Annotated in this window: 24 protein-coding genes; 12 read left to right on the forward strand and 12 right to left on the reverse strand. The window is 62.0% G+C overall.

What is annotated here, in order from left to right:
* Window positions 1-3: 3 nt before the first annotated feature.
* On the reverse strand, window positions 4-633 hold the full coding sequence (locus tag H351_RS24265) for a SipW-dependent-type signal peptide-containing protein (protein ID WP_029254810.1): 630 nt from the start codon (window positions 631-633) through the stop codon (window positions 4-6).
* A 227-nt stretch (window positions 634-860) separates the two neighbouring features.
* On the opposite strand from H351_RS24265, the gene H351_RS24270 reads away from it, so the two are divergent.
* The 6 genes from H351_RS24270 to atzF all read left to right on the forward strand — a co-directional run bounded on the left by H351_RS24270 (window position 861) and on the right by atzF (window position 6,995).
* Window positions 861-1,850, forward strand: a complete 990-nt coding sequence (locus H351_RS24270; protein WP_029254809.1) for an LLM class flavin-dependent oxidoreductase — start codon at window positions 861-863, stop codon at window positions 1,848-1,850.
* 9 nt (window positions 1,851-1,859) lie between these two features.
* Window positions 1,860-3,056, forward strand: coding sequence for an MFS transporter (locus H351_RS24275; protein ID WP_029254808.1), 1,197 nt, complete (start codon window positions 1,860-1,862; stop codon window positions 3,054-3,056).
* A 97-nt stretch (window positions 3,057-3,153) separates the two neighbouring features.
* Window positions 3,154-3,960: an SDR family NAD(P)-dependent oxidoreductase gene (locus tag H351_RS24280; protein ID WP_029254807.1), complete on the forward strand. Its 807-nt coding sequence runs from the start codon at window positions 3,154-3,156 to the stop codon at window positions 3,958-3,960.
* A complete protein-coding gene (locus tag H351_RS24285) occupies window positions 3,957-4,490 on the forward strand; it encodes a carboxymuconolactone decarboxylase family protein (RefSeq protein WP_019744457.1) in 534 nt (177 codons plus the stop codon). Before H351_RS24280 ends, H351_RS24285 begins: the two co-directional genes overlap by 4 nt.
* A gap of 76 nt (window positions 4,491-4,566) precedes the next feature.
* Entirely contained in the window at window positions 4,567-5,268 is a 702-nt protein-coding gene (locus tag H351_RS24290) for a GntR family transcriptional regulator (protein WP_019744458.1), read from the forward strand.
* Window positions 5,269-5,285: 17 nt separating this feature from the next.
* Window positions 5,286-6,995 (forward strand): allophanate hydrolase, encoded by a 1,710-nt coding sequence (atzF, locus tag H351_RS24295; RefSeq protein WP_029254806.1) that lies wholly within the window; start codon window positions 5,286-5,288, stop codon window positions 6,993-6,995.
* A gap of 3 nt (window positions 6,996-6,998) precedes the next feature.
* Here the strand turns inward: atzF and H351_RS24300 are convergent, their stop codons facing one another.
* Window positions 6,999-7,574, reverse strand: coding sequence for a TetR family transcriptional regulator (locus H351_RS24300; protein WP_019744460.1), 576 nt, complete (start codon window positions 7,572-7,574; stop codon window positions 6,999-7,001).
* A gap of 68 nt (window positions 7,575-7,642) precedes the next feature.
* Between H351_RS24300 and H351_RS24305 the strand changes: the two genes are divergently transcribed.
* On the forward strand, window positions 7,643-9,244 hold the full coding sequence (locus H351_RS24305; RefSeq protein WP_003941517.1) for an MFS transporter: 1,602 nt from the start codon (window positions 7,643-7,645) through the stop codon (window positions 9,242-9,244).
* Between the two features lie 52 nt (window positions 9,245-9,296).
* Here H351_RS24305 and H351_RS24310 read toward each other — a convergent pair whose 3' ends face one another.
* Window positions 9,297-10,148, reverse strand: coding sequence for an SDR family oxidoreductase (locus H351_RS24310; RefSeq protein WP_029254805.1), 852 nt, complete (start codon window positions 10,146-10,148; stop codon window positions 9,297-9,299).
* A 118-nt stretch (window positions 10,149-10,266) separates the two neighbouring features.
* Between H351_RS24310 and H351_RS24315 the strand changes: the two genes are divergently transcribed.
* Window positions 10,267-10,716 carry a winged helix-turn-helix transcriptional regulator gene (locus H351_RS24315; RefSeq protein ID WP_007735410.1) on the forward strand — a complete coding sequence of 150 codons (450 nt, stop codon included), beginning with the start codon at window positions 10,267-10,269 and terminating at the stop codon, window positions 10,714-10,716.
* On the opposite strand, the gene H351_RS24320 is transcribed toward H351_RS24315, so the two are convergent.
* The 3 genes from H351_RS24320 to H351_RS24330 form a co-directional block, all read right to left on the reverse strand.
* Window positions 10,692-11,684 carry an iron-siderophore ABC transporter substrate-binding protein gene (locus H351_RS24320; protein WP_029254803.1) on the reverse strand — a complete coding sequence of 331 codons (993 nt, stop codon included), beginning with the start codon at window positions 11,682-11,684 and terminating at the stop codon, window positions 10,692-10,694. The genes H351_RS24315 and H351_RS24320 overlap by 25 nt on opposite strands.
* Before the next feature lie 183 nt (window positions 11,685-11,867).
* Entirely contained in the window at window positions 11,868-13,271 is a 1,404-nt protein-coding gene (lpdA, locus tag H351_RS24325; RefSeq protein ID WP_003941477.1) for a dihydrolipoyl dehydrogenase, read from the reverse strand.
* A 49-nt stretch (window positions 13,272-13,320) separates the two neighbouring features.
* On the reverse strand, window positions 13,321-14,307 hold the full coding sequence (locus H351_RS24330; RefSeq protein ID WP_029254802.1) for a dipeptidase: 987 nt from the start codon (window positions 14,305-14,307) through the stop codon (window positions 13,321-13,323).
* 233 nt (window positions 14,308-14,540) lie between these two features.
* Between H351_RS24330 and H351_RS24335 the strand changes: the two genes are divergently transcribed.
* The 3 genes from H351_RS24335 (at window position 14,541) to H351_RS24345 (ending at window position 18,998) form a co-directional block, all read left to right on the forward strand.
* Entirely contained in the window at window positions 14,541-15,590 is a 1,050-nt protein-coding gene (locus H351_RS24335) for an alpha/beta hydrolase (protein WP_021343370.1), read from the forward strand.
* 255 nt (window positions 15,591-15,845) lie between these two features.
* On the forward strand, window positions 15,846-16,862 hold the full coding sequence (locus H351_RS24340) for an alpha/beta hydrolase (protein WP_059016369.1): 1,017 nt from the start codon (window positions 15,846-15,848) through the stop codon (window positions 16,860-16,862).
* Between the two features lie 84 nt (window positions 16,863-16,946).
* Entirely contained in the window at window positions 16,947-18,998 is a 2,052-nt protein-coding gene (locus H351_RS24345) for a prolyl oligopeptidase family serine peptidase (RefSeq protein WP_029254801.1), read from the forward strand.
* A gap of 4 nt (window positions 18,999-19,002) precedes the next feature.
* On the opposite strand, the gene H351_RS24350 is transcribed toward H351_RS24345, so the two are convergent.
* Both H351_RS24350 and ppk2 read right to left on the reverse strand, forming a co-directional pair.
* On the reverse strand, window positions 19,003-19,836 hold the full coding sequence (locus H351_RS24350) for an alpha/beta hydrolase family protein (RefSeq protein WP_029254800.1): 834 nt from the start codon (window positions 19,834-19,836) through the stop codon (window positions 19,003-19,005).
* Between the two features lie 51 nt (window positions 19,837-19,887).
* Window positions 19,888-20,802: a polyphosphate kinase 2 gene (ppk2, locus tag H351_RS24355; protein ID WP_024487730.1), complete on the reverse strand. Its 915-nt coding sequence runs from the start codon at window positions 20,800-20,802 to the stop codon at window positions 19,888-19,890.
* A 145-nt stretch (window positions 20,803-20,947) separates the two neighbouring features.
* Here ppk2 and H351_RS24360 point away from each other — a divergent pair, with 145 nt between their 5' ends.
* A complete protein-coding gene (locus H351_RS24360) occupies window positions 20,948-21,151 on the forward strand; it encodes a PspC domain-containing protein (protein WP_003941534.1) in 204 nt (67 codons plus the stop codon).
* A 236-nt stretch (window positions 21,152-21,387) separates the two neighbouring features.
* Here H351_RS24360 and H351_RS24365 read toward each other — a convergent pair whose 3' ends face one another.
* The 4 genes from H351_RS24365 to H351_RS32130 all read right to left on the reverse strand — a co-directional run bounded on the left by H351_RS24365 (window position 21,388) and on the right by H351_RS32130 (window position 25,459).
* On the reverse strand, window positions 21,388-22,833 hold the full coding sequence (locus H351_RS24365) for a wax ester/triacylglycerol synthase domain-containing protein (RefSeq protein WP_029254799.1): 1,446 nt from the start codon (window positions 22,831-22,833) through the stop codon (window positions 21,388-21,390).
* A gap of 136 nt (window positions 22,834-22,969) precedes the next feature.
* On the reverse strand, window positions 22,970-24,430 hold the full coding sequence (locus H351_RS24370) for a wax ester/triacylglycerol synthase domain-containing protein (protein ID WP_029254798.1): 1,461 nt from the start codon (window positions 24,428-24,430) through the stop codon (window positions 22,970-22,972).
* Window positions 24,431-24,884: 454 nt separating this feature from the next.
* Window positions 24,885-25,079 carry a hypothetical protein gene (locus H351_RS24375; protein ID WP_031331808.1) on the reverse strand — a complete coding sequence of 65 codons (195 nt, stop codon included), beginning with the start codon at window positions 25,077-25,079 and terminating at the stop codon, window positions 24,885-24,887.
* Between the two features lie 236 nt (window positions 25,080-25,315).
* Window positions 25,316-25,459 carry a hypothetical protein gene (locus H351_RS32130; RefSeq protein ID WP_153212751.1) on the reverse strand — a complete coding sequence of 48 codons (144 nt, stop codon included), beginning with the start codon at window positions 25,457-25,459 and terminating at the stop codon, window positions 25,316-25,318.
* Window positions 25,460-25,635: the final 176 nt, after the last annotated feature.

Raw genomic sequence — 25,635 nt, forward strand, 5'->3', positions numbered from 1 at the left:
GCGTCAGGGGGTGGACTGGCCGGTGAACTGCCAGAGCAAGCGCCCGGTGTCCTTGCCCGACACGATCGAGGGGTCGACTCCGGCGGGCAGCGTGACCGCGAAGCACAGTTCGACCGGCACACCCGTGCCTAGCAAGGCGACATCCGAACCCGAACCTGCCGTCAAGGCCACCGGACTAGCTGTCGTGCCCACCCATGCTGTGCCTGCTCCAATTCCCGCCGCCGTGCAGGCCGTGGAGGAGACACCTCGATACACCGAGTACCGCAGGGCGGGTTTGAGATCGGCATCACCGCCCGTCGCACCGAGTAGTTGTACCGTCGCGCCGAAAGCGCTGGCCGTGGGACCGATCCGTAGCGCTACCGGCGCATATACCGTCGTTCCGGGTGCGAGTGTGTTGAATCCCGTGCTGAATTGGAAGTGGCCGGCGGAAGCGTCGACTTGATACTCACCCCAGGTCGTCAGTCCGTCGAAACTGCCCTGGAGATTCCAACTTCCCGTCTTGAACTGCGCGTCGCCGAAAACATTGTCTGTCCACGCTGCCAAGGTGACAGCGGCGCCGATACCGAGGACAAGTCCTCCGGCTAGTAATGCACGTACTTTGCGCTTGTTTACAGCCTTCCGATCAGTGGCCATGCTGGTCTCGATTCACTTGGAATGCGAAAGAACCTCCGATTCGGGAAATCTAGCCCCCACTTTCACCCGAAATATCCGAAATGACCGAAATTGAGACAAAGACTTGACGCCTTCTCCTCCTCGCCGCCATCCGTGGGCGTTGACCAGGGGGAAATAGGAAAGCCGGCCAGATGGTTGCACCCTCCAACGACGCTTGCGTTCTATTCGCTGAGAAAGGCTCCACCTCCATGGCCGTACCACTTTCCATCCTCGACCTCGCCCACATCGGGGACGACGAAACCGCCAAAGACAGCTTCGACGCCAGCGTGACCTTGGCGCAGCGTGCCGAGGAGTGGGGCTACAAGCGAATCTGGTACGCCGAGCACCACAACATGGGTTCCATCGCGTCTTCGGCAACCAGCGTTCTGATCAGCCACGTCGCCGCGAACACCAGCAAAATCCGCCTCGGCGCCGGTGGAGTCATGCTGCCCAACCACGCACCGCTGACGATCGCCGAGCAGTTCGGCACCCTCGAGACTTTGCACCCCGGTCGAATCGATCTCGGTCTCGGCCGCGCGCCCGGTAGTGATCAGAAGACGATGCAGGCTTTGCGACGCGACCCGAGTTCTTCGGACAGCTTCCCGCAGGACGTACTCGAGCTTCAGGGCTACCTCGGCGACACCTCGCGCGTCCCCGGAATCAATGCCGTTCCCGGTAAGGGCACTCACGTTCCGCTCTACATTCTCGGATCGTCACTGTTCGGCGCCAAGCTCGCCGCGATGCTCGGCCTGCCGTATGCATTTGCCTCGCACTTCGCCCCCAACGCCCTGCGCGACGCCGTCGCAATCTACCGACGCGAGTTCAAGCCGTCGGAGCAGTTGGCGGAGCCGTACGTCATCGCCGGCGTCAACGTCATCGCCGCCGACACCCATGAGCAGGCTCAGCAGGACTTCCTCGCGGCCAAGCGTTCGCGCGTCAGTCTTCTTCTCGGGCGTGGACGCAAATTCACGGACGACGAAGCGGACATGCTGCTCGACTCCCCCGCCGGTCAGCAGGTTCTGCAAATGACCAAGTACAGCGCCATCGGCACGCCCGCCGAGGTGCGTGCGTACCTCGACGAATTCACCGAGCATGCGCAGGCCGACGAGCTGATCACGGTGTCGACCGGCACCAACCGCGAGGCATGGTTGCGCACGTTTGAACTCCTCGCCGACGTGAGCGATCTGGTGCCCGCCTAAGCTGCCGGTATGGGCGATCCATCCCGTCGCGGGTTCATCTCGGTACTGGCCGTACTACTTTCGACGGGTTGGGCCGCCAACCACTTTGCTTCGCTCATCCCGGTTCTCCGGGTGGACGAGGGCCTTTCGCATATCGTGCTCGACGGTGTTTTCGGTATCTATGCGCTCGGACTCCTACCCGGCCTGTTGACCGGTGGAGCAGTGTCGGACCGCGTCGGCCGAGCTGTAGTCGTCCTTCCCGGAGCACTCGTAGCCTCGCTCGGAACCTTGATTCTTCTTCTCTGGCACGACGCGCCCGGGCTCATGGTCGGGCGCCTCGTAGTCGGTATCGGTGCCGGTCTGGCAATCGGCGCGGGTACCGCGTGGGCGGCCGACCTTCGCGGCAAGTCCGGAACCGTGATGGCGGGCGTCGTACTCACCTCGGGTTTTGCACTGGGACCACTGTTTTCGGGTCTGTTGGCACAATTTGCCGCCTTCCCACTCGCTACGCCCTTTGTCGTCTCGTCCGTCTTGTCGGTGGGTTCGGTTGCCGCGGCAGCTGTGTGGAGTCGTACTCCTGCTCCCACCAAAGCTGCGATGTTCACACAGATTCCCGACCGTGCAGAGCGGTCGGGAGCCGGTGTGAAGGTCGCACTGCTCTGGGCACTTCCGTTGGCGCCATGGGTGTTCGCCAGCGCAACAGTGTCTTTCGTGACCATGACGGCCAGGCTCGGGGACCGCTACTCAGGTCCTCTCCTTCCGGGTTTCGCCGCGGCGCTGACTCTGGGTGCTGGAATCCTGGTTCAAACCGCTGCGCGCCATCGCAATTGGGGTCCTCAGGCCGGCACGGTCGGCGCCGCACTGGCGGCACTCGGATACTGCCTGGTCGCAGTCGGCGGCGCGCACCCCGCGCTCGGGTTGTTCATCGTCTGCGCGCTCGTCCTCGGTACGGCCTACGGACTGTGTCTGCGTGAGGGACTGCTCGACCTCGAGTCGCTGGCTCCCCCGGCCTCGCGGGGCGCTTTGACCGGGATCTTCTACGTCGGCACCTATCTCGGATTCGGACTGCCGGTGCTACTGGTTGTCATCGAACCCACGATGGGTCCGTCACTGCCGTTGGTGATCCTCGCCGCTGTTGCCGCCGTCGTTGCCGTGGTCCGATTCCGTCGATTGCGGTCGACCCAGGCTTCCACGTCACATCCGCGTCTCGAAGCCGCATCGGTCTGAACACCCGTTCGGACGGAGTTGGCGGTACTTGCAGTCGCAGCTACCCGGCGGTGTTAGCGTCGGAGGACCAGAAGGTAACTGCGTAGGGATACAGCACATGGGTAAGAGCGAGGCGGGCAAGGCCGAATCGGGCAAGAGCAGTGCCGACGATCTGACGGGTCGGCGCATCCTGATCACCGGCGCTGCCCGCAATATCGGTTCTTCGCTGGCCAGACGCCTGTACGACCGTGGTGCGTCCGTGGGACTGCTCGGCCTCGAGCCGGAACTTCTCGAGCAAGTCGCCACTTCCTGCGGCCGCGCACCCTGGCAGTTGTGCGATGTCGCCGACCCCGAGCAGGTATCTCGCGGCGTCGACTACATCGCTGAGAAGTTGGGAGGCATCGACGTCGTCGTGGCCAATGCCGGCGTCGAGGCGAACTCGTCGATCCTCGACGGAGACGTCGAAGACATGCGTCGCGCAGTCGAAGTCAACCTCATGGGCACGTACTACACCCTGCGCGCAGCGGGTCCCCACATCAGTCACGAAGATGGTTACGCCCTGGTGGTCGCCTCGGCCCACGGCGCGGCGAAGCACCCGTTCCGCGGACCGTTCGGTGCTTCGCGCGCCGGTGTCGAAGCGTTGGGCGACGCGTTGCGCCTGGAAATGAAACACCTTGGTACCAAGGTGGGCGTCGCGTATATCGGAGACATCGACACCGATACCACCGCACTCTCTTTCGACGGCGCTCGCGGAACCCTCGCCAGCGCCGGCACCACGACCGTCGCTGACGCCGTCGACGCGTTCGAGCGCGGTATCGTCGGCCGGAAGTCACGCGTACACGCGCCCCGCCGCAGCGCTGCGGTTCGCCACATCGCGCAACGAGCTATCGACCTCCGTCCCTCTCACATCCGTGGAGTCGCATGAACCCCCGCATCCCGCCCGGCCGATTCAAAGATCTCGGTCCGATCAACTGGGGAATCTGGCGTGTCCTGTCGAAGGCTGCCGGAGCACCCGATGCGCATCTGTTCAGCACCTTGGGGCGCACGGGTGGACTCTTCCGCGGTTGGCTGCACTACTCCGGCTCACTCATGCCCGGCGGCAAGATCTCTCGCCACGACACCGAACTGATCATCCTGCGGGTCGCGCACCTGCGGGACTGCGGTTACGAGATGGATCACCACATCAGGCTCGGCCGCAAAGCCGGAATCGACGCAGAAGAACTGGCCCGAATCATCGAGGGCCCTGGCGCTTCCGAGTTGAGTCCGCGTCACCGTGCGATCTTGACTGCGGTCGACGAGTTGGTCACCACCAAGGACATCACCGACAACACGTGGGGAACGCTCTCGCAGCATCTCGACGATCGTCGGTTGATCGAATTCACCTTGCTGGTCACTCAGTACGACGGCCTGGCCACCACGATCGGAACCTTGCGAGTTCAGCGCGACTTCTCCTGAAGTTCCGCGGCGACCGTAACTCAGCTCTTACCCGAAGACATCTGGACGAAACACCTGATCAATAGCGTATACAGGTATGTCGACAGGGATGAATACGGCGCCGGAGCCACTGCGTGAGGTGGTCTACCGGGAACTACGCACCGAACTGGTCAACGGGACCATCGGGTTCGATCAGCGCCTGACGGAACCGAAACTCTCCACGCGTTTCGGCATTTCTCGCACACCAGTACGGGAAGCGTTGACGATGCTGTGCGCCGATGGACTCCTGCGCCGGGAAGAATACGGGTTCTCCGCCGTGCGCCCGAGCATCCCGCGGATCCGAGACCTGTACGAGCTCCGAATCACTCTGGAACTACAAGGAATTACCCGGGCGATCGCAGATCCGACGATCCGGCACGACCGAACAATCCTCGACGACGAATTGGTGCGGTGGCGTGCCCTGGCTCTCGATCCGCCCGCTCAGGAACCGGGGTTCGTCGAACTGGACGAGGAATTCCACGTCGCCGTACTGAGGGCGTCGGGAAACAATGAACTGGTCGCGTCGCTGCTGTCGGTGAATTCCCGTATCCGGCACGTTCGGATGTACGACTTCATGGTCAACGGCCGCATCGACACCTCGATCGCGGAGCACATTCGAATCCTCGAAGAACTACGTGCCGGCAATCTGCCCGAGGCCCGCACGCTTTTGCACCAGCACATCGGCGAGTCTCTCGACGTCGTCCTCGACCGGGTGACCCGCGCGATCACCGCGCTCTCACTCGCCAACATCACGGACTGATCGGAGCAGTACACACCATGACCATCGCAGCAGAAGTTTTCACCCCGACAGCCCGGGTCGAGCAGGCATTCCAGCGGATCGAGGAAGTAGATCGCCCCGAAGTCTGGATCACGTTGCGCCGCAAGGAAGATGTGCTTGCCGATGCCGCCTCGGCCGAAGCCAGAATCGCCGCGGGCGAGCATCTTCCTCTGGCTGGGCGTCTGGTCGCCGTCAAGGACAACGTCGACGTCGCCGGTCTGCCGACCACAGCGGCGTGCCCCGAATTCGCTTATGCGCCGGATGAAACTGCCAGTGCCGTTGCGCGGTTGATCGAGCACGGAGCTGTTGTTCTGGGGAAGACCAATCTGGACCAGTTCGCCACCGGACTGGTCGGAACGCGTAGTCCGTACGGAGCCGTTCGCTGCGCCTGGGACGAGAAGTTGATCTCGGGCGGTAGTAGCTCCGGATCCGCCGTCGCCGTGGCACTGGGAATTGCGGATATCGGAATCGGCACCGACACTGCCGGTTCCGGCCGGGTACCGGCGGCATTTCACGGGATCTACGGACTCAAGCTCTCGCTCGGCGTCATTCCCGTCCACGGAGTAGTGCCCGCCTGCATCGACTACGACGCTCTGACGGTGTTCGCCGGCGACCTCGAATCGGCAACCGCGGCAGCGGCAATCATGGTCGGCCACGAACCTCGAGATCCCCGCAGCCGCGTCTGGCCTTCCGACGTTCGTCTCGCGGCGGCGCCGAATCCCCGCGTCGCCGTCCCCCGAATCGAGGATCTCGCTCAACTGAGCCCGTCGTATCTGGCAGCATTTCAGGACACTGTGACAGCTCTGGTAGCAGGCGGCGCCGAGACCGAGACCGTCGACATCTCCGGACTGCTCGACGCGGCCCGATTGCTCTACGACGGCGCCGTGGTGGCGCAGCGGTACGCCGCTGCCGGCGAGTTCCTCGAAACTCGTCCTGCCGGAGCAGATCCCGCGGTGTCCGACATCGTGCTCGGCGCGAAGCACCCCACCGGATACCAGCTAGTCGACGATCTCGACGCTCTCACCCGCGCCAAGGCAGCTGCCCGGGCACTCCTCGCCGGGTTCGACGCCCTACTGCTTCCCACCACCACCGAACATCCGACGATCGCCGCCGTGACCGAGGATGCGTTCGGAATCAACCGCCGGATGGGAACTTTCACCAACTTCTGCAACCTGCTCGACATGGCGGCCGTCGCGGCGCCCGGACACCGCACTGCCGAAGATCACCCGTTCGGCGTCATGTTCGTCGTACCCGCTTTCGACGACCAGATCGCCATCGACCTCGCTGCGCGACTCGGTGGTGTGCCTTCACCCGCCCTCGTCAATACCGGAATCGACCTCGCAGTATTCGGCGCTCACCTGCGCGGGCAACCGCTCAACACACAGTTGGTCGACCTCGGCGCGCGGTACGTCGAAACCGTCACGACCTCGGATGCCTACCGGCTCTTCGCTCTCGACACGACGCCCCCGAAGCCCGGCCTGGTCCGCCGTGGACCCGGCCTCGGGGCACCGGTCGTCGGCGAGATCTTCCGGATCTCACCGGCTGGCCTGGGAACGTTCCTCGCCGCCTTGCCTGCACCGATGGCGCTCACGAGCGTCGAGTTATCCGACGGCAGAACGACAGTCGGTTTCAGCTGCACTCATGACGCCGTAAACGGCGCAGCTGACATCACCGACTACGGCGGTTGGGCCGCGTACCTCTCTCGCTGACAGTCACGGCTTGCAGATTCGAGTGACGGCCTCGCGCACCACTTCACGGCGGCGCGCGATCTCGTCGGCGTCGACGTTCTGGTTGTCGGCCACACCGGGGGCCACTACCCAACCGAACACGAGGCCGAACAGCATCGTGATCAGGTCCTGGGGATCCCAGTGCTTCGAGATGAGGCCGTCTTCTTGAGCCTTGCGGATCGTGGCCATTCGCGGAACCCAGCTGGAATGTTCCTCGGCCAGCTTCTTCATCCGTGGTGCCTCACCCTGCAATTGACCCCAGATCATCATCCGTTGAATCTGTGGTTTGGCGAGCATTGCGTCGAACAGTTCGACGGCATGCGCGGGCATGTCTTCACCGGTGAACTCGACAGACTCCATCGCCTGCTCGAAGTCGACGTCGAGCACCGCGTGGAACAACGCGACCTTGTCACCGAAATAGGCGTAGAGGCGCTCCTTACTGGCGTTTCCGTTCTTCGCAATCCGATCGATGCGCGCACCGGCAAGCCCGTAGGTACCGAATTCTTCTTGCGCAGCGTCGAGGATTCGCTGTTTCGTCGCGGTCACGTCAGTGGGAGCCATAGTGATGATGGTAACCGAACGAACTATTTCGTTTGACTCACCCGAGAAGGCTGGAATACCTTTTTCCAATGACCACCACGTCCCACGTCGACGGCGGCACTCTGCCACCGATCCCGGCTGTCTCCGAGAATCCGAATCATCAACGTCGCTGGCTGGTGCTCTGCATCGTCGCGTTCGCTCAACTCATGGTGGTGCTCGACGGCACCATCGTCTCCATCGCCCTACCGGCAGCCCAGGAGGAACTGGGCATCAGCGACCTTGACCGCGCGTGGGTGGTCACGTCGTACGCCTTGGCGTTCGGTGCGCTGCTGCTCCTCGGCGGACGTATCGCAGACTACTGGGGCCGAAAGCGATCCTTCATCGTCGGCATGGCGGGCTTCGCGGTTGCCTCCGGCATCGGCGGCATCGCGCAGAGCGGTATCGAACTGTTCATCGCCCGCGCCGGCCAGGGCGTCTTCGCAGCATTGCTCGCGCCCGCTGCGCTGTCGATGCTCACCACCACCTTCATCGGAGAGAAGGAGCGCGCCAAGGCTTTTGCCGTCTACGGCGCGATCTCCGGCGGTGGCGCTGCCATCGGCCTGCTCCTCGGTGGAGTGCTGACGCAGTACGTCGACTGGCGCTGGTGCCTGCTCGTCAACATCCCGATCGCGCTGATCGCCATCGCTGCAGCCGTCCCGATCGTCAAGGAAACCAAAGCGCACGGCGACACGAGCTACGACCTTCCCGGCGCTGTCCTCATCGCCCTGGGGCTCGGCTCACTGGTCTACGGATTCACACGCGCCGAGCACGGCTGGGGTCAGGCGGACACTTTGCTGTTCATCGCACTGGGTCTGGTCTTCCTCGCGATCTTCGTGGTCGTCGAGAGCCGCAGCAAGAATCCGCTTCTACCGCTGAGCGTTCCGTGGCATCGTGATCGCGGCGCTGCTCTGATCGGCTCCATGCTGGTGGGCGCCGCCCTGCTCGGCGGCACGTTGTACCTGACGTTCTACCTGCAGATCGTGCTCGGATTCAGCCCGGTCATGGCCGGCGTCGGATCGCTGCCGATGGCATTCTTCATCGTCTTGGCGTCGACCATCGCAGCGCAGTTGTCCACCAAGATCGGCCCCAAGCCGCTCATGGTCGCCGGCCCGCTGGTGGCCGCAGTAGGACTGCTCATGCTGACCCAGATCGAGGTACACAGCTCCTACTGGACGCACGTGTTCCCCGGCCTCGCGATCTTCGGCTTCGGACTCGGACTGCTGATGGTGCCGATGCAGAACCTCGCACTGATCGGTGTCCCCGACCACGACGCCGGCGCTGCCAGTGCCCTGGTCAACGCCACCCTGCAGATCGGCGGCGCACTCGGAACCGCACTGTTCACCACGATCTACGCTTCGGCCAAGTCGGCCTTCACCGCCGACAACGCGGCGCCGATCCCGCCGGAAGGCATTCCTGTCGACATGTCGAATGCGACCATCCCGACCGGGGACCAATTGGCGCTACTCCCCCAGCCGGTGCAGGACTTCGTCGCCTCGATGACGGACTACTTCTTCGGCGCCGAGGTGTCCGGATACTCGGCCGCATTCGGTTGGGCGGCAATCTTGTTGGCGATCATCGCACCGGTAGTGCTGGTTCTGGTCCGCGCCAAGAAGGGTGATCTGCCCGCCGAGGGCGCAGTCCACATGGGATAACCCCCTGTGCGCCTTTATTAACCGCCCGCGGTTAATAAAGGCGCACAGCAGGTCAGGCCTTCCTCAACACCTCAGCCACCGGAGTGCTGCTGCGGCCGATCAACTTCTGCAGGTCACCAGACTCGGTGTCCAACGCCCCCTTGGCAATTGCAGCATCGGAATCCGCGAGAATCTCTGCGACCGGGGCAGGCAGGCCGACGCTCTCGAGAATCCCCTTGTATGCGTCCTCGCTCACGAACTGGTACGCGACAGGCTTGCCGGCAAACTCGCTGATCTTCTCGGCCAATTCGGCGTAGGTGAGCCTCTCGTCACCGCCCAACTCGTACACTGCACCTTCATGACCATCGGTGGTCGCGACTACTGCTGCGGCGTCGGCGTAATCCGCACGCGCCGCAGCCGCGATCTTGCCTTCCGCTCCCGCACCGACCAGTGCGCCGCGTTCGATCACACCGGCCAGGTCGTTGGTGAAGTTCTCCCAGTACCAACCGTTGCGCAACAGCGCGAACGGAATACCGCTCCGAGTGAGCACGTCCTCGGTCGCCTTGTGCTCGGCAGCAAGCTTCATCGGCGTGTCCTGAGCATTCAAGATGCTCGTGTAGGCGATGAATCCGACGCCGGCAGCCTTCGCCGCGTCGATGATGTTGGTGTGTTGCGCGAGCCGTGACCCCACTTCACTTCCCGAGATCAGCACCAGCTTGTCGACGCCCGCCAATGCGGTTTCCAACGCCGAGGCATCCGCATAGTCCGCTTGACGTACAACTACTCCGCGGGCGGCGAGGCTTTCCGCCTTCTGTGGATTGCGGACGACTGCGACGATGTCGGACGCGGCGGTTCCCCGCTCGATCAACGACTCGACTACCAGTTGTCCGAGGTTTCCGGTTGCGCCGGTGACTGCAATGCTCATGCGAACTCCCGATCCAGGTTGAAGCGTAAATGCGTTCTGCAACCATCATGCACTTATTTTTCGTAAGTGCAACACGTCGAGTTAGCGCTATGGGATCGTGCAGTAGTAGCCTGGGTTCATGACCAGCACCGACTCACCTTCACGTGCTGCCCAGACTCCTGATCCGAATGCCGACGTCGTGGACCCAACGCTCGAGGCTGACGTCTTCGCTCGCGGGTGCAACTCTCGGGCGGCATTGCAGAATGCAACCGGACGCTGGGGCGCACTCGCGCTTGCGGCATTGAACGAGGGCCCGTACCGGTTCAGTGCCCTGCGCCGACGCGTCGACGGAGTCAGCGAGCGCATGCTCTCGCAGACCCTGCAAACACTCGAGCGGGATGGCCTCGTGCACCGTGAGGTACTCGAAACCATCCCGCCCAAAGTGGAATACAGCCTGACCGAACTCGGCGCCGACGTCGCCGCAAAGATCACGGCCCTGATCGAACTACTCGAGTCGCAGGTTCCGAAAATCGTTGCGTCACAAGCGTCGTACGACGCTCGGAATCAGCTCAACTTGTCCGAAAGCTGAGCGATGAACTCGTCGAATGCGTAGGGAACGCTCAGCACCGTCGGAGCGGACGTAGCCATCGCGTAGTCCATTCCGACCAGACGAACCAGACGGCCGTTCGACACCGAGGTCATGTTCGCGAACGGACCGAAGGACATCAGCTTGTCCAGGTTGGTGCCGTCGGCGTCGACGAGAATGAAGACGTCGGCGTCGAGTGTGTCGATGGATTCCATGCCCACGGACACCGAACTGTCGCCGGAAGTGCACACTGCGTCGACACCGGGCGAGGTCTTCACCCCGAGCTGGCCGAGAAGACGGATCCGCGGGTCGGTGCCGCAGAAGACGATCAGGCCCTCGTCGGTGCGCATTGCATACGTTGCGGTTTTGCCCTGGAACTGTGGGTGATCAGCGGCTTGCTTCTCGAAGTACGCCCCGGTCTCGTCGATCAGCGTCTGAGCCTGCTCCGGCTGTCCGAGCGCTGCACCGATCATGCTCATCTGCTTGTCCCACGCCGTATCCCACGGCTGGTCGGGGAACGCGACGGTCGGCGCGATGTCACTGAGACGCTTGTACTCGCCCTCGTCGATGCCGGAGTAGACGGCGAGGATCACGTCGGGATCGAGGCCGAGGATCTGCTCGAACGGGATATCGGGATTGGTCGTCATGAGAACGGGCTTGGCACCGTTCAGACGCGAAGCGTCCCAGGGCAGGATGTTGTTCTCGATGCCGTCGCCGGAGAAGCTCTCCATGGCGACCGGAACCTTGTTCAGCGCGATCACCGCATCCTGCCCACTCCATCCGATGGTCACGATGCGCATAGGCTCCGCGTCGATCGTCGTCGAACCGTAGGCGTGGTCGACGGTCACGGGGAACGACCCCGCCTCGGCGGCACCCGAAGCTTCGGTGTCCGATCCGGAGTCACCTGAGGTTCCACAGGCGGAGAGCGTCAGCGCGACGCAAGCCGCGAGCAGTACGGAACGAGTTTTCATGAGTGGTCCTTCGAAAGCCGGATGGTCGACTCGGGACGCTAATGCGTTGCGCGCCTACACCCCGACTCGAAGGCCTCAGATGGCGGTTTCGCAACACAACTCGACACAAAAGACGAAAAACCCCGTGTGCCTTTCCGGTAGTGCGAACTACCGAAAAGGCGCACGGGGCCGAAGGCCCTGCCGTCAGAAGTTGATCATGTGGCCTGCGAGGCCGTGGATCGCTTCCTGCAGTGCCTCACTGAGTGTGGGGTGGGTGTGGACGTTGCGTGCCAACTCGTTGACCGTGAGGTCCCACTTCTGGGCCAAGGTCAGCTCGGGCAGCAGTTCCGAAACGTCCGGTCCGATGAGGTGCCCGCCGAGCAGTTCGCCGTACTTCTTGTCGGCGATCAGCTTGACGAAACCGGTCGGGTCACCGAGACCGTGTGCCTTGCCGTTGGCAGCGAACGGGAAGTTCGCGACCTTGACGTCGTAGCCCTCGGCTTTGGCCTGCTCCTCGGTCAAACCGAACGAGGCGACCTGCGGCTGGCAGAACGTCGCACGCGGCATCATCCGGTAGTCACCGAGTGTCTGCGTCTCCGCGCCGCCGATGGTCTCGGCAGCGACGACAGCCTGAGCTTCTGCGACGTGCGCGAGCTGCAGCTTGGCGGTGACGTCACCGATGGCGAAGATGTGCGGGACGTTGGTGCGCATGTAGTCGTCGATCGCGATGGCGCCGCGATCGGTCAACGCGACACCGGTGTTCTCGAGACCGAAGCCCTCCACGCGCGGTGCGAAGCCGACGGACTGCAGAACCTTGTCGACGACCACGGTCTCGATCTCGCCGGACTTGTTGTCCTTGATCGAGACGGTGACCTTGCTGCCGTCGTCGCTGATGGACTGCACAGCGGCACCGGTCTTGATGGTGACGCCGAGCTTCTTGTACTGCTTGGCGATTTCCTTCGAGACGTCGGCGTCCTCGTTGGGCAGTGCCCGATCGAGGAACTCGACGATCGTGACGTCGACGCCGTAGTTCTTGAGGACGTAACCGAACTCCATGCCGATCGCGCCGGCACCGACGATCAGGATCGAACCCGGAAGGTCACGGGTGAGGATCTGCTCTTCGTAGGTCACGACGTTCTCGCTCAGCGAGGTGCCGGGCAGCAGCTTGGTGTACGAACCCGTCGCGATGATCGCGTTGTCGAACGTGATCGTCTCGGTGCCACCCTTGCTCAGCTCCACGCTGATGGTGTTGGCGTCGACGAACGTGCCCTTGCCGTCGTACTCCGGGATCTTGTTCTTCTTCATCAAGAAGTGAATGCCCTTGACTCGCCCGTCCGCGACCTTGCGGCTGCGATCGAAAGCGGAGCCGAAATCGAAGGACACGTCTCCGGACATGCCGAACGTCTTCGCTTCTTTCGTGAAGATGTGCGCGAGTTCGGCGTTACGGAGAAGCGCCTTGGACGGAATGCAGCCGACATTCAGGCATACACCGCCCCAGTACTTCTGCTCGATGATGGCGGTGCTCAGGCCCAGTTGTGCCGCGCGGATAGCAGCGACGTACCCACCGGGGCCGGCTCCGAGGACAACGACGTCATAGTGTGAGGTCACGATTCACCAGGGTAGTCCTGCATCGTTTCGCTGTCCCCAGATGGTCGCATTACCCGTCGGTAGCCCACACTTCTCGGGCAACTCGGGCGAAATTTCCGCCGTACACGGCCTCGATCGACGGCTCGTCGAAGCCCCGGTCACGCAATACCTGATCAAGTGTCAGCACGTCCTCCGGAGGAGTCCACTGCAGTGGCCCCCACGCGGTGTACGCCTCGGAGAACGACGACGGGTTCTGCTCGATCTCTTCGCGGAAGTCGTCGGCGTCGAAGGAGAAGTCGGAGCCGATCCCGACGTGATCGATGCCGACGAGTCCCACAGCCTCTTCGATGTGGTCGGCCATCGCGGACAGCCGAGCCTGGTCGTCATCCGGTCCGTTGACGCCGAGGAATATGCCCACGCCGTTGATCCCGATGACGCCGCCGGTCTCCGCACACGCTCTGGCCTGATCGTCGGTGATGTTGCGCGGATGCTCCCACAACCTTCGGAGGTTCGAGTGGCTGTAGATCATTGCTCGCTGGGTGATAGCTGAGATGTCCAACCCCGTCCGTACCGAACAATGTGAGCCGTCGACCGTCATTCCGACGCGATTCATCTCGGCAACCAGGTCACGGCCGTATCCACTCAACCCCGTGTCCGCCAGGTCCAAGCAGCCGCAGCCGGCAGCGTTCATGTAGTTATACGTCGGCAACATCGAGCGGACTCCGAGGTCGTAGAAGTACGAGACGTTGGCCAGGTCTCCCTCCAGCGGATTCGAGTCCTCCAGGTCGAAGGCCAGGGCGATTCCGCCGGACTCCTGAATCTCGACGACGCCGTCGACGGTGAAGACAGGGGTTATCTCCGGGAACTCGACCCGCGCCTGCCACGCGAAACTCTTGGCGATTGCCGTCGAGTCCGCGCGAGTCTGCGGCGAGTAACCGACGTTCACCGAAACGTAACTCCCCGCTGGGCGCTGATATCGGAGAAGATCTTCGACAGACGCGTTCGACTGCAGAGGTAGGCAACAATGTTGTTCCCATAGTGGATATGTCCGGTTCACTCACTAATCCCGTCGATGATCAGGGAAATCCACCTGAAACTGGTCGTACGTTCAGCAAATCTCTGGTTCACTGGCGGATAACGCACCGATGCGGTAGAACTTACAAGACTCACACGCCCTGTACCTATCGACAGAGCATGTACCCAGCATGAATTCCCGCACGGGAACAGCAACAAAGGACCGTTCACTCCTGGGCGGATTCGAAGGAATTTTAGGTGGAGGTTTCTGAACGTATGCGTGCTCGCACTTTCAAGCGTGGCCGTCTGGTCGCCGCTGTAGCCGCAGTATCCGTGCTGCCGATGCTGATCAGCCCTGCAGTGTCGTCCGCAGGCGGAGATCCGTCGACCACCACGGCAACTGTTGCCAAGGCAAACACAACGGGTTCCAAGCTCTCGAGCCGCACGGACAACGGGCGCATCGCCACCATCAAGGTGTACTCACCTTCCATGGGACGCGACATTCCGCTCGAGGTCATCCTCCCAGCAGACGGCAGCGAACCCCGCCCGACGCTCTACCTGCTCAACGGTGCAGGCGGCGGCGAAGACAGGGCGACGTGGCAGCGTCAGACCGACGTCAACGAATTCTTCGCTGACAAGAACGTCAACGTCGTCACCCCGCTCGAAGGTGCATTCAGCTACTACACCGACTGGGTGAACGACGACCCGTCCCTCGGCCGTCAGAAGTGGCAGACGTTCCTGACCCAGGAACTCCCGCCCGTCATCGACGCCGAGTTCAACACCAACGGCGTCCAGTCGATCTCCGCGATCTCGATGACCGCGACCTCGGTCCTCAACCTCGCCATCGCAGCTCCGGGCCTCTACAAGGGCGTCGGTGCATACAGCGGATGCGCCGAGACCAGCACACCGGTCGGCCAGTCCTCCATCGAACTGGTTGTGGGCATGCGCGGCGACGCTGACGTGACCAACATGTGGGGCCCCCTCGACGGCCAGGGCTGGATCGACAACGACCCCGTCGTCAACGCCGAGAAGCTCCGCGGCACCGAGCTCTTCATCTCCACCGGCTCCGGACTCCCCGGCCCGCACGACACCCTGAACAACGAGGCGATCAACGGACAGGTCGGCACACTCGCCAACCAGGTGATCGTCGGCGGCGTCATCGAGGCAGCAGTCAACTACTGCACCCACAACCTCGCCTACCGCCTCAACGATCTCAAGATCCCGGCCACCTTCGACTTCAAGCCGACCGGCACCCACTCGTGGGGCTACTGGGAAGACGATCTCCACAACTCCTGGCCGATGCTCGCTCGTTCGATGGGCATCTGACCGAAATCGTTCCGACTCGACCCCGCTCCCTGCACTTCATGGAGCGGGGTCGAGTGCTTGTCTGGGCCGATTCGGGGGTTAATTCGGGGGTTAATTCCGGGGCCAATTCAATTGTCAGGCAATCGAATCGCGTCACTTTCTGCGCCCGCTCTGCTTTACTGACACATAACAAAAAGTGAACCTGTTCCAGTAAGGGCTCACAGGCACTTCGATCCGTTCCGGATCCGAAGACATTCAGGTGGAGGATCCGAACGTATGCGTGCTCGAATTTTCAAGCGTGGCAGTGTGATCGCAGCTCTCGCAGTGGCCACGGTGCTGCCGATGCTGATCAGTCCGGCGACAGCTTCTGCGGGCGGTGACACGTCCGGATCGCACGTCGTGAGCAACACCAAGACCGGCGACCGCAAGGTCACCATCTCGGTCTTCTCCCCGGCGATGGATCGCAACATCCCGCTCGAGGTCATCCTCCCAGCAGATGGCAGCGAACCCCGCCCGACGCTCTACCTGCTCAACGGTGCAGGCGGCGGCGAAGACTCGGCGACCTGGCAACGCAAGACCGACGTCATGAACTTCTTCCAGGACAAGAACGTCAACGTCGTCACTCCACTCGAAGGCGCATTCAGCTACTACACCGACTGGGTGAACGACGATCCGGTTCTCGGTCGCCAGAAGTGGCAGACGTTCCTGACCCAGGAACTCCCGCCCGTCATCGACGCCGAGTTCAATACCAACAAGGTCCAGTCGATCTCCGCGATCTCCATGACCGCGACCTCGGTCCTCAACCTCGCCATCGCGGCTCCCGGCCTCTACAAGGGCGTCGGCGCGTACAGCGGATGTGCCGAGACCAGCACTCCCATCGGTCAGAGTGCGATCGAACTTGTCACAGGTACCCGCGGCGGAGCTGACATCACCAACATGTGGGGCCCCCTCGACGGTCAGGGCTGGAAGGACAACGATCCGGTCCTCAACGCCGAGAAGCTCCGCGGCACCGAACTCTACGTCTCCACCGGCTCCGGACTCCCCGGCCCACACGACACTCTCGCCAATCCCGCGATCAACGGTCAGGTCGGTGCGCTCGCCAACCAGGCGATCGTCGGCGGCATCATCGAGGCAGCGGTCAACTACTGCACCCACAACCTCGCCTACCGCCTGAGCGACCTGAAGATCCCGGCCACCTTCGACTTCAAGCCGACCGGCACCCACTCGTGGGGCTACTGGCAAGACGATCTCCACAACTCCTGGCCGATGCTCGCTCACTCCCTGGGCGTCTGACCCGATTCGTTCTCACTCGACCCCGCTCCAGTGTTTCGGGAGCGGGGTCGAGTGCTGTCGGGAGCGAGCAGTAAGAATGGACGTATGACTTCCGATCAGCAGCCCACCACCGGCGACGACCCCTACCTCTGGCTCGAAGACGTGACCGGTGAGTCTGCACTCGATTGGGTCCGTCAGCACAATGCCGTGACCGAGGAGCAGCTCACCGACAACGAGCGCTTCGATCGACTGCAGAGCGACGTGCGCGAGATTCTCGATACCGACGCGCGAATCCCCTACGTCCGCCGTCGAGGTGAGTTCCTCTACAACTTCTGGCGCGACAGCACCCACGTTCGCGGATTGTGGCGACGCACGACGTTCGATCAGTACGTCACCGACGACCCGGAATGGGACGTCCTGGTCGACCTCGACGCCCTGGCCGAGGCCGAGGGCGAGAACTGGGTCTGGAAGGGCACGCAACTTCTACGGCCACACCGCAACCGTGCATTGATCAGCCTCTCCCGCGGCGGGGCAGACGCGGCGGTCGTTCGCGAGTTCGACATCGACAAGCGCGAGTTCCTCGCTCCCGAGGGCGAGAATCCCGGCTTCTACCTTCCCGAGGCCAAGACCGACATCGACTGGATCGACATCGATACCGTCTACGTCGGAACGGATATCGGACCAGGGTCGCTCACCGATTCCGGATATCCCCGTCTGGCCCAGCGGTGGAAGCGCGGCACTCCCCTCTCCAGTGCCGAGACCGTCTACGAGGGCCAGGCCACGGACGTGGCCATCTCGGCTTCGCACGATCCGACGCCCGGGTTCGAACGAGACTTCGTCACTCGCTCGGTCGATTTCTACAACTCTCAGCATTTCGAAGTTCGCCCCGACGGTGAGCTGGTGCTCGTGGACGTCCCCGAGGACGCCGGGATCTCGATTCACCACGAGTGGTTGTTGATCCGCACCAAGTCCGTGTGGGCCGTCGAGGACACCGAATATCCGACCGGCGCACTGCTTGCCATCCGTTACGACGATTTCCTTGCCGGCTCACGAGCACTGACATCGATCTTCGAACCCGACGCACATTCCTCACTCGAGCACTACACCTGGACACGCGATCATCTGATTCTCGTGGTACTCACCGACGTCCGCACCACGCTGCGCATCCTGACACCGGGCGAAAACGGCTGGGAGGATCGACCTTTCGAAGGGCTTCCAGAACTGACCAGTATCGAAATTCTCGACACCGACCCCGATGTCAGCAATGAATACTTCGTCAACTCGAGTGGATACACCTCCCCTGCAACTCTTTTGCACGGCGTGATCGGCGAAACCGAACCCACTGCCCTCAAGCAGGCTCCCTCGTTCTTCGATGCCGAGGGCATCACCACAGAGCAGTTCTTCGCCACCTCTGCCGACGGCACCCAAGTTCCGTACTTCGTGGTGCGCAGTCCGCGTAACGAGCCCGGCCCCACCCTGCTCTACGGGTACGGCGGATTCGAGATCTCGCTGACGCCGTCGTACAGCGGTTCTCTGGGCCGTGCCTGGCTGACGCAGGGCGGCACCTACGTGGTTGCGAACATTCGTGGTGGCGGCGAGTACGGACCCGGTTGGCACACACAGGTTCTCAAGGCCGGGCGCCACAAGGTGCACGAAGACTTTGCTGCCGTCGCGAGGGACCTCGTCGATCGCGGAATCACGACCCCGGATCTTCTGGCAGCTCAGGGCGGAAGCAACGGCGGCCTGCTGATGGGCATCATGCTGACCAAGTACCCCGAGCTCTTCGGCGCCATCGTCTGCCAGGTTCCGCTGTTGGACATGCGGCGATTCCATCTCCTGCTGGCCGGCGCTTCGTGGATGGCCGAATACGGTGACCCCGATGTCCCGGAGGAGTGGGCATTCATCTCGGAGTACTCGCCGTATCAGAACATCGACGCCGCCGCGTCGTACCCACCGATCCTGATCGCGACGTCCACCCGCGACGACCGCGTCCACCCCGCGCATGCCCGCAAGATGGCCGCACGGCTGGAAGAGCTGGGCAAGCCGGTGCTGTATTTCGAGAACATCGAGGGTGGCCACGGCGGCGCCGCGGACAATGCTCAGCTGGCCTTCAAGACTGCGCTGACCTACGAGTTCCTCTGGCAGAAACTCGGCTGATCTTTCAGCGGTCGCGCAACCACGCGACGACGCGCTCGCTCACAGCGGTGGGATTGCGTATCCAACCGTTGTGACCGAGTGGTTCGTCGATGTGCGTCATCGTCACTTGGGCCCCGGAGAGCTTGTCCACCAGGTTCTTTGCCGACCGGCGTGGAGCGAGATCGTCCCCTTCGATCGTGATCGACAGAACCGGCAAGGTCAGGCGAGCGATCCGCTCCTCGTAGTCGATATCCGCACCGACGGGTTCCATGCGACCGGTCCTGGCGAACCGGGCCCAATCGGCGATCAGTACTTTCGACTGTCGACCGAAGCCGCCGACGTTGACCCGGTCTCCCGGCCAGAAGCCGGCGATGTTGGCTGTCACCGACATCGCGGACGAGCCCAGATAGAGTCCGGGCGCACGGATTCCGGGGAATCCGCGGTGATACGGCGATCCGGAGGCAACCAGGATCAGTCCGCCGAGCCGGCCCCGAATCCTGGACGCGTACATGACCCCGATCTGGCCGCCCATGCTGTGCCCCATCAGAAATGGTGTGCTGGCCGGAAACCGCTCACGCACCACCTCGAACGTCGCCGGACAATCGATCGAGACCAGTTCCTGATATCCGAAAACACTCGACGCGCTCGGGCGCGGTTTGCTGTCACCTTGGCCACGCAGTTCACCGATGGCCGCATTGAAGCCGGCTTCGACCAGGGCCTGCGCCACCGGATCGTAGAACCCGGCGGGAACTCCGAGCCCGGGCAACATCACCACCACGGGTGCGTCGTCGTTCGGTCCGGGAAACAGACGGATCGGGGTCACGGTGCCGTCGGGGAGTTGGATCGGTACGGTCTCCATTCAACTCACACTAACCACCCACGCCGCGGATGGGCAGAGCCCACGCGCCGACTATTCGAGGCTTCCCACGATCAGCGGATCCGGAGTACCCACGATCTCGTAATCCTTGTTGTCGTAATCGAACTGACTGAGCACGTGACGCATCGCGTTTATCCGCGCGCGTTTCTTGTCATTGCTCTTGATGACGGTCCACGGAGCGGTGTCGGTATCGGTGAACCGAATCATCTCTTCCTTCGCCGCTGTGTACGCATCCCACTTGTCCAGAGAAGCGATGTCCATCGGCGAAAGCTTCCACTGCCGAACGGGATCGACCTGTCTGATCGCGAACCGCGTGCGCTGCTCCAGCGGTGAAACCGAGAACCAGAACTTGATCAAGCTGATGCCGTCGTCGACGAGCATCTGCTCGAACAACGGCACCTGGCGCAGAAAACGCTCGTGCTCCTCGTCGGTGCAGAAGCCCATGACCCGCTCGACCCCGGCCCGGTTGTACCAAGACCGATCGAACATCACCAGTTCCCCGGCTGCGGGAAGGTGCTGCACATAGCGCTGGAAGTACCACTGCGTCGACTCGCGAGCCGACGGCTTCTCCAATGCGACGACCCGTGCGCCGCGAGGATTGAGGTGCTCCATGAATCGTTTGATCGTTCCGCCCTTGCCGGCGGCGTCGCGTCCTTCGAACACTATGGCGTGCCGTGCGCCGGTTTCCTTCGACCAGTTCTGCAGCTTGAGGAGTTCGATCTGCAGCAGACGCTTGGACATTTCGTACTCGTCCCGAGGCATCCGTGCGTCGTACGGGTAGCCCTCCCGCCAGGTGTCGACCTCGAAACCGTCCGGCGACGTCAGCAGCACCGGATCGTCGTCGTCATTGTCGTCGACGGTGAAGGCGGCGGTGTCGGCCAGATCGACGGCGGTCGAGAGATCCGCGAAGGCGCTGAGGAACGGTCGGCGTTCTGCTAAATCGGTCACCGCCGACAAGTTAGTCTCCCGCAGCAACTGTTCGGTGAAGCTGGGATGAACTACCGGGGTATGACACGGCGGCCTCAAAAGATCAGGGTGCAGATGGGGGTCGTCCCCGATGGTGCGCGGCGCCATCTCGCTTCAGAATTGATGCATGACATTCGAAAGCAACACACCTCGCCCCTTCACCCGTTCCAACGACAAGAAAATGTTCGCCGGAGTGTGCGGCGGAATTGCAGATTACTTCGGCGCCGACGTAAATCTTGTCCGTCTACTCGCCGTTATCGCCGCTATTTGCACGGGTGGAACCGCGGCTTTGGTATATCTCGCGGCCTGGATGCTCATGCCGTTAGGTTGAGAGTTCCGGCAATTGACATGGCGAGAATTACGCGCCGACAAAAGGTATTTCGGGGCCTACGCGCCAACACGAGCAGGCCCCGAAATCGACAATCTACTTGGCGGCCTTCAACTCTCCACCGCTGAGCGCAGCGAGGGCCTCGAGACCCTTGACGGCCAGGCCACTGACGCTGCCCAACCAAGATGTTCAGAAAACTCGGGGACGACGGGCGGCGTAAAGCTGAGGGTGTCGAGAGATTATCGTTCGACGAACTCACGATTTTGGTCGGAAACTGCCTGCAGAAGCGCCGTGAACCCAACCCTCAATAGTTCGACGTAGTGCTCGATATCCGGCATCGTCTCTCGCGAGACGATGACATTGAGCGTCAGAGAACCTCCACGCGCGGCAATGAGGAAGTGGCGCAGAATATCTCCGTCGACCGGCGCCTGCCCGCCGAGAACTGCCACCGCCGGCGCACCTTCGAAGACATTCCCGTCGACCGATACCGGGACATTGCTGATCGTCGTGTTCTGAATGACATTGTGCGAAGGGTCCAGCTTGTTGAGCCGACGCGAGAGACCGGTGAGTCTGAGCAGAGCCGCAGGCGAGGTTTCGATGCGTGTGCCGTAACGACGGACGGCTGGGTGCAAACTCCGCCCCTTTGCCATCAGCGCCGAATCCCTGATTCGTGTCAGCCGCTCGACCGGATCTTCGACGTCTGTGTGCAGATCGACCGTCAACAGCGCCAGTTGGTTGGCCGACTCCCATTCGGCTATCTTCCGCATCGATCGGGGAACCATCGCCGCCAACCCACTGGCCGATTTCTCGCCCTTCTCCGACAGGTATGCGTCGAGAGCACCGGCGACGACGGTCAGGAAGATGTCATTGACCGTCACGTCCGGAACGGCCGCTCGGATCGCTTTGATGTCTGCGCCGTCCAGCGTCAGGAAATCGATCGTGATGTCTCCGCCCAGCACGCCGTTGAATCGGGTCGGTAGGCGGTCGGCCGAGTACGTAGGTAGCTCTCCGGCCTCTTCCGCCTCCCGAACCGTCTCGGCCGCAACCTTTGTCACGGACAGACCCCGGCCGAAGCGGATCGCCTGGCCGGGCAAACCGACGACCGTCCGCCCGATCAAATCCAGCGACGAAAGCCCCGAACCGGCACGCTTCGTCTCCGGCTTCGGCGGACCGGAGAACAGAAGGTTGGTCAGATCGCGGATCGCCAGACCGTCACCGGCTCCGTGGTGGGTCTTGAGCATGATCAGCGTCAGATTGCCCGGCAGCTCGTCGATCCCGTGCACTCCGGTCATGACGTGCAACTCCCAGGGCGGCCGGGACAGGTCCATCGGCTCCCCGAGCGAGCGCCCGAGCAATTCACGAACCGGCGCCCACCCGGCAACTGGGGCACGATGGACGTGCACGTGATCATCGACGTCGAAATCGGCCGGGACCCAATAGGGATAGTCCAGATCCAGCGGAACTCGCTGGAGGCGACTCGTGAACAGTGGCCAGTACCCGAATCTTTCGGTGATCCACCGAACCGCGTCGTCGTGCGTCATCTCTGCGAGCGGATGGCCCGTAGTGTCGAAGAAGTAGGCGCAGACCATGTGGCTCAGATGTCCGCCGGACTCGTTGTAGACGAACTCCGCGTCTCGCGGTCCCATCTGAGATACCGCGGCTGGCAACGAGTTCCGAAAGATCATGCATGCCCCTCAATTCCGACGCTGAACGAATGTCCGAATTGTAGCGAGCTGACATGCAGATCCTCTGGGTTCTGCTCGGAATCGTTGGGTATCACCAAATCCAGCAATCGGAAAAGGTGCCTGCGATTCCGATCGATCAGGAGGCAACCTCTTGGTCAGGTGAATCCGCAGTCTGCATCGCGGCTGCCGCCGCCAAATCATCGAAACTTGCTCGCAGTAGTTCGATGTAATGGTGGAGATCGGGCATGGTCGCGGTATCCGCGATGACGTTGAGGGTCAGTCCCCCACCTGCTGCGGCGACCATGAAATGCCGTAGCCCGTCCCCGTCGATAGGCGCTTGCACTGCAAGCACAGCCGCGCCCGGGGCGCCGGCAAGCGTCAACCCTTCGACCGAGAGAGGAATGTTACTCACCATGGTGTGCTGGTAACGCGGTCGATCGAGGCTGTGATCGTTCTGCTTGCGCGCATACGCCATCAATCTCATCAACGGCGCCGGCGTGGTCTCGACTGCGGCCCCGGCACGCCTGACCGCGGGATGGGACGTGCGCGCCTTCTCCGACCGTGCCGAACTCGAAATGAGCGCCAACCTCTCCAACGGGGACTTGACCTGGGTGTGCATATCCACCAGCAGAGCCACCAACTGATTCGCCGACTCCCACGCTTCGACCTTGCGTACCGAGCGAGGAACCATCGCGATCAAGGAATCTCGTGGCCGTTCGTCCTTTTCCGTGAGGTAGCGCGTCAGAGCACCTCCGACGACGGCGAGCAGAACGTCGTTGACAGTGGCACCGGGCACCGAATCCTTGATCGCACGGACCTGCTCCCCGGACATTGTCATCGGTTCCAGAGAGGCCACTCCACTCACCTTGCCGTTGAATCGAACTGCAGGCCTCTCGTTGAGGCTCTCCACCCATTCTCCTGCCCTCTTCGCAGCGTCAGCATCTCTCTGAGCGCGTCGGTTGCCTGGTACCTGCCTTGCGAAGCGATATATTCGGCCGGGAAAACCCAGTAGCGACTTGGTGAATATCCTCGCTCGCACAAACGGCACAGGCGGTTCGGACCCAGCCTGCTGCACCTTGCCCGAAAAGATAGTTTCGCCCAACGTCCTGATGGCGATACCGTCAGCTGCACTGTGGTGGGACTTGAGCACCACCGCCGTCAGTCGGCCCGGCAATTCTTCAAGTCCCTCCAAACCTACGAAGAAGTGCAGTTCCCACGGCGGACGGCGCAGGTCCATCTTCGTGGTCAACAACGCGCTCAACGGCTTTTGCAGTGCTGCCCATCCTGTTTCATTGATCTTGTTGACATACACGTGCTTTCGCACGTCGAAGTCAGGGTCTGTCACCCAGTAGGGATGGTCGAGTCCCAACGGAGTCCGTTGGACTCGTTGAGTGAACATGCGATCACATCCGAGGCGTGCGGTCACCCAGGCCACTGCCTGTTCTGCCGTGAATTCCGCGCTTGGGTGCAACGATGTTTCGAAGAAGTACACAGCGATCAGATGGTTCAGGTGACCAGCGCCCTCGTGATAGATGAATTCGGCATCGCGTGGGTTCAGCTGCGCCATCCTTGCGCCTGACGTGTTGGACGCGCCCATTGAACTCCTTGTATCGCGACTGGTTGCCCGCACATTCGCCTGAGCGTAAAAGTGACAGTAAATCCGGTGATTGCAAAACCAATGGTCCCCGAAGCCACAGGGCTACGGGGACCATAGTTTCAAGCAAGTGCAGGTTCGCCTGACTGCTCCGCTACGATGCTGTCCTCGACAACCGAACAATATGATGCAGTCGCTGGAGTGATCACGGCTTTTGTGGAGGATCCTTGATGATCTTGCTTCCAGTGGAAGTGAGACCAAGCATGTTCGATACCCACGTGATCATTCCGGTTATATAAGTTTGCAGCATGACCGATTCCGTTCTTCTATGGCGTGGGGGAAGACGACAGCGCGTTGAAATACTTCACAAACGTGCCCACGAGATCGACCGATCCGAAATCGACGATCTTGGACAGGTAGTCCAGGAAGAGATCGAACATCTTTTCTCCTTCTCCTTTTACAGGCCGGCTACGGAGCCGAGGACCGATTGGACGCTGCCCGCCGCAGCTTCACCGAGCGCACCGCCCATGTTGAGGCTTCCGGTGATCGACACGAAGATTCCGTCAACGACCTTGACCAAGTAGAACAGTGGATCCACGAGGGATCCGACGTCAACGCTTGCGAGCGCACCTATCAAACTAGCTGTGTCCACCGTATTTCACACTCCTCGAGATTGATTTCGTTCACTGGGTAAAGCAATTCACTTCTCAGTCGACGTTCGGTAACCACCCGAAGTCAACCGAGGCGATAAACGGGGTAAACAAAGCCATCCCGAGAATGTTTTTGATCAACCCCCCGGCCTCGCCCTCGAGAACATCCGCAATCGATCCCAGATCCATCATTCGCTCCTGTCATGAATAACATTGGAAGAAGAACTTGCAGGTGCTGTCAACTGAGGTCGATTGCCGAAACCAACGATCCGGTGACCCCGTCGATTCCCGGCATGAGCGAACCGGACCAGACGTTACCCAGCAGGTCGGTGAACAATGCCGCCGTTGTCTGCAGGAACATGACGATCATATTGAATCCCACGCTTTCGATTGGCCGCGAATACTCACGGAACATTTACTTTGGCATGCTTGATGCAGCCCACAAAGAACCGGTCCGAGCAGCAATTAAAGAATCCCAGTCGTACCATGAAGCCGAGATCCTCCGGGGCTGGCGCCCACTTTCCGCGGCTGTGACTGACATCAAGGTAGTGCAATAGG

This window comes from Rhodococcus erythropolis R138, from assembly GCF_000696675.2.
GTDB lineage: Bacteria > Actinomycetota > Actinomycetes > Mycobacteriales > Mycobacteriaceae > Rhodococcus_F > Rhodococcus_F erythropolis.

Coding starts and splice junctions, on each gene's coding strand:
- H351_RS24265 (WP_029254810.1), bottom strand. CDS start 633: ATGGCCACTGATCGGAAGGCTGTAAACAAGCGCAAAGTACGTGCATTA.
- H351_RS24270 (WP_029254809.1), top strand. CDS start 861: ATGGCCGTACCACTTTCCATCCTCGACCTCGCCCACATCGGGGACGAC.
- H351_RS24275 (WP_029254808.1), top strand. CDS start 1,860: ATGGGCGATCCATCCCGTCGCGGGTTCATCTCGGTACTGGCCGTACTA.
- H351_RS24280 (WP_029254807.1), top strand. CDS start 3,154: ATGGGTAAGAGCGAGGCGGGCAAGGCCGAATCGGGCAAGAGCAGTGCC.
- H351_RS24285 (WP_019744457.1), top strand. CDS start 3,957: ATGAACCCCCGCATCCCGCCCGGCCGATTCAAAGATCTCGGTCCGATC.
- H351_RS24290 (WP_019744458.1), top strand. CDS start 4,567: ATGTCGACAGGGATGAATACGGCGCCGGAGCCACTGCGTGAGGTGGTC.
- atzF (WP_029254806.1), top strand. CDS start 5,286: ATGACCATCGCAGCAGAAGTTTTCACCCCGACAGCCCGGGTCGAGCAG.
- H351_RS24300 (WP_019744460.1), bottom strand. CDS start 7,574: ATGGCTCCCACTGACGTGACCGCGACGAAACAGCGAATCCTCGACGCT.
- H351_RS24305 (WP_003941517.1), top strand. CDS start 7,643: ATGACCACCACGTCCCACGTCGACGGCGGCACTCTGCCACCGATCCCG.
- H351_RS24310 (WP_029254805.1), bottom strand. CDS start 10,148: ATGAGCATTGCAGTCACCGGCGCAACCGGAAACCTCGGACAACTGGTA.
- H351_RS24315 (WP_007735410.1), top strand. CDS start 10,267: ATGACCAGCACCGACTCACCTTCACGTGCTGCCCAGACTCCTGATCCG.
- H351_RS24320 (WP_029254803.1), bottom strand. CDS start 11,684: ATGAAAACTCGTTCCGTACTGCTCGCGGCTTGCGTCGCGCTGACGCTC.
- H351_RS24335 (WP_021343370.1), top strand. CDS start 14,541: ATGCGTGCTCGCACTTTCAAGCGTGGCCGTCTGGTCGCCGCTGTAGCC.
- H351_RS24340 (WP_059016369.1), top strand. CDS start 15,846: ATGCGTGCTCGAATTTTCAAGCGTGGCAGTGTGATCGCAGCTCTCGCA.
- H351_RS24345 (WP_029254801.1), top strand. CDS start 16,947: ATGACTTCCGATCAGCAGCCCACCACCGGCGACGACCCCTACCTCTGG.
- H351_RS24350 (WP_029254800.1), bottom strand. CDS start 19,836: ATGGAGACCGTACCGATCCAACTCCCCGACGGCACCGTGACCCCGATC.
- H351_RS24360 (WP_003941534.1), top strand. CDS start 20,948: ATGACATTCGAAAGCAACACACCTCGCCCCTTCACCCGTTCCAACGAC.
- H351_RS24365 (WP_029254799.1), bottom strand. CDS start 22,833: ATGATCTTTCGGAACTCGTTGCCAGCCGCGGTATCTCAGATGGGACCG.
- H351_RS24370 (WP_029254798.1), bottom strand. CDS start 24,430: ATGGGCGCGTCCAACACGTCAGGCGCAAGGATGGCGCAGCTGAACCCA.